Raw genomic sequence first — 2,975 nt, 5'->3', positions numbered from 1 at the left:
CGCGGCCCCTTCCGCCAGGAAGAACATCGCCGGGATCGCGTAGGCGCAAACGCGTTCCCCCACGGTGTCCACGATGATCCGGCCGAAGGGGAAAACGGGGTCATCCACCCGCAGCATCGGTGCCGGCATGCGATCCGAACGAATCGGCAGGGCCAGCCCCAGGCGGGTTCGACGTTCCTGTTGGGCCTTCCGAAGCTTCCTCCAGAAATCCGGATGCCCCGGGAGCGCCATGGACAACCTCCTTCGGTGCGATCCCTATGGCGACGGTCCCCAAAATTTCCTTAACTGGAAGATAAAGCATGGGCGGCGCTTCCCGCAATCGGGGGAATGTCCTGCTTGGGACAGCGCAAGGTCCTTATCCACCGCCGACCAGCCAGCGGGGGCGATACTGGAGGGCCTCCGCCAAGTGATGGACGTGCAGGCGATCCGATCCGTCCAAATCGGCGATGGTGCGAGCCACCTTTAAGATGCGGTGATACGCGCGAGCCGAGAGGTGAAGCTGCTGCATCGCGGCTTTCAGCAGCGCCTGGGCTTGCGGCTCCATCTGACAATAAGCCCGGATATGGCCAGGCCCCATCTCCGCGTTGCACAGGATCCCTGTCCCATGGAAGCGCTCCCGCTGGATCGCCCGAGCCCGCTCCACCCGTTCTCGGATTTATGCGGAAGGCTCCCCGCGCCGGCCGTCAGATAATTTCTCGAACTCCAGCCGCGGCGCTTCGATCCGGATGTCGATTCGATCCAGCAGAGGGCCGCTCAAGCGTTTCTGGTAGCGGGGGACCATCGTAGGGGAACAGGTGCAGGGCTTCAACGGATCCCCGTAATAGCCACATGGGCAGGGATTCATCGCCGCAGCCAGCATGAAGGCGGCGGGGAATTCCAGCTGGGCGGGGAAGCGCCCCCCGCCGACCAGCCTGGCGTGGCTGATGGTATAGTGGGGGCCCGGAACGGCCGTTGGTGGATCAGCGGGGACTCTTAGACCCGCATCACCTCCAGAGCCTCCTCCAGCGAGAGGCAAGGGAGAATCCCCGGGAGCGCGCGGGCCAGCAGCGTCTTCCCGGTGCCGGGGGGACCGACTCGTTAAGAAATTGTGATTGCCTGCGGCTGCCACTTCAAGAGCCCGTTTGGCGTGCTCCTGGCCTTTGATGTCCGCGAGGTCCACCGCCGGCGGTGCCTCGACCCAGTGGTCCAACGGCGTCGGCGGTTGGGGAGGGATCGGCTTTTGGCCGAGGAGATGGGCGATGAGATCCTGCAATGTGGTCACTGGGTAGATCTCGAGATCCGGCCCCAGGGCGGCCTCCGGGGCATCGGCTCCTCAGCTCGCGGGCCAGCGCGGCCATGACCAGCATCCCCGGCACATGGCGCACCGTCCCGTCCAGTCCCAGCTCCCCCACGACCATTGCGTCTTCCATTGTGTTCAAGGGAAGCTGTTCTGAGGCGATCAACACCCCCAGGGCGATGGGAAGATCGTACGCAGGACCCTCCTTCCGCGGGTCCGCGGGGGCCAGGTTCACCACGATGCAAGCCAGTGGAAAGGAGAACCCGGCGTAGCGGATCGCCGAGCGTACGCGCTCTCGGGCCTCCTGAACGGCGGTATCCGGCAGCCCGACGATGGTGAACCCCGGCTGCCTCCGGCTAACATCCACCTCCCCGGTCACCAGTTCTCCGTTCAAACCGATCAGCGCGCAGCTGAACAGGCGTGCGAGCATATGCGCTCCTATCCGGCGAAGTGGCCAAAGGCTGATGGCCGCCTGAATCCTCCATCCCCCCGCATGCCGGTGATGGACTCGTCCATGGAATCCAGCGGGCTGGAGATTTGTGGCGTTGGACCGGGCCGGTAGTTTCCCTGAGGGGTGTGGATGATCCGACGGCCTGGTGAATGTGGACCACTTGACCCCAATGGGGCACCCACCAGGGGGCCTTACCTCCCTCGTCGCAGGGGCCGCGCCGAGGGAGGTAAGGCCCCCTGCGACGCCGGAAAGATACCGGGGCAGGCCTTGGGCCTGCCCTTACCCCATCCCACGGCCACACACTGCTGGAGTTCCGTTCTTTGACACATCGTCATCTATTTCATCCCGATGGGCTCCATCGATGACCGGTCCCTTCCCGCTTCCTCGACCGAGTGCTCGTCGACCGGTGGTCGCCCACCGTTCCGCCGCAGCGCCGATCTCCACCGGCGTCCCTTCCCGCGGAACTCGCGGTAGGGCCTTTTGGGGGGCACGTGATCCTTCGGATCGCGTGGGGTGCCCTTTCCGGGCGGCCCACCCATCGATCCGCCAATGCGGCGCGGCCTTTGGCCACCGGTCCTTCCCATCGGCGTGGTTCTCGAGCTGTCAACCCTTCCCCGCCATTCTTGTTTGGAAGCAGGCGCTTGAGCGCTTGCTTCCCCGGCTCCCATCACGGGTCAAATCGTTTTAGGAGTTACGCGGTGAATTTCCTCGTGGGGTTTTTGGAGTAGGGCCCTTCCGTCTCCCGTCGAGGGCCCCGAGCCGCGTAATTCCTATAAATGATAGCCAGAAGGGTTGGAGTTCATCGGAGGCCACCCGACTCCTATCCCCCTTACCCTTTTTTGACAGGGTAGGGGCTTGTCACTAAGATTAAGGGCTGTTGGAGAGACGTTGCGTGAGGAAGTAAGCCTTCTTAAGTAAGAATTTGGTGACTCTGCGATCCCCTAAAATTGATAGATCTCCCTTCCAGGGAGCCTTGGGTTCGGATGGGCATTGACGGCGCTTGTCTCCGCCTTCGAAGATCCTTGGGGCTATTCTCTGCTTTGAGCTGGGAGGAGAGCAATCGATGGCCGCGGACGCCGTATCGCATCGCGCTCACATTGGGTTGCGGAGGGAGGTGACGGTTTGGGGGTCCTTCACCTGGGGGTATGCGGATGTGGGGGCGGACGTCTATGTCGCCCTCGGCCTGGTGATGGCCGCCGCCCAGGGGGCCACCCCCCTCGCCTTCCTCATCGCCGGGCTCGTCTACAT

At 63.7% G+C, this 2,975-nt stretch carries 2 protein-coding genes and 1 pseudogene; 1 reads left to right on the top strand and 2 read right to left on the bottom strand.

The window, feature by feature from the left end; genetic code table 11:
* Together ACFMO5_RS10785 and ACFMO5_RS10780 are read right to left on the bottom strand one after the other, a co-directional pair.
* The coding region (locus ACFMO5_RS10785) for a hypothetical protein (protein ID WP_376792758.1) at positions 1 to 231 on the bottom strand (231 nt) is incomplete at its 3' end.
* A gap of 124 nt (positions 232 to 355) precedes the next feature.
* A pseudogene (locus ACFMO5_RS10780) lies at positions 356 to 1,706 on the bottom strand (YifB family Mg chelatase-like AAA ATPase).
* Between the two features lie 1,084 nt (positions 1,707 to 2,790).
* On the opposite strand from ACFMO5_RS10780, the gene ACFMO5_RS10775 reads away from it, so the two are divergent.
* A partial coding sequence (locus ACFMO5_RS10775; RefSeq protein ID WP_376792757.1) for a hypothetical protein occupies positions 2,791 to 2,975 on the top strand: 185 nt, incomplete at its 3' end.

The organism is Thermoflexus sp. (genome assembly GCF_042408365.1).
Lineage (GTDB): Bacteria > Chloroflexota > Anaerolineae > Thermoflexales > Thermoflexaceae > Thermoflexus.
This window is presented reverse-complemented; position numbering and strand designations above follow the sequence as displayed.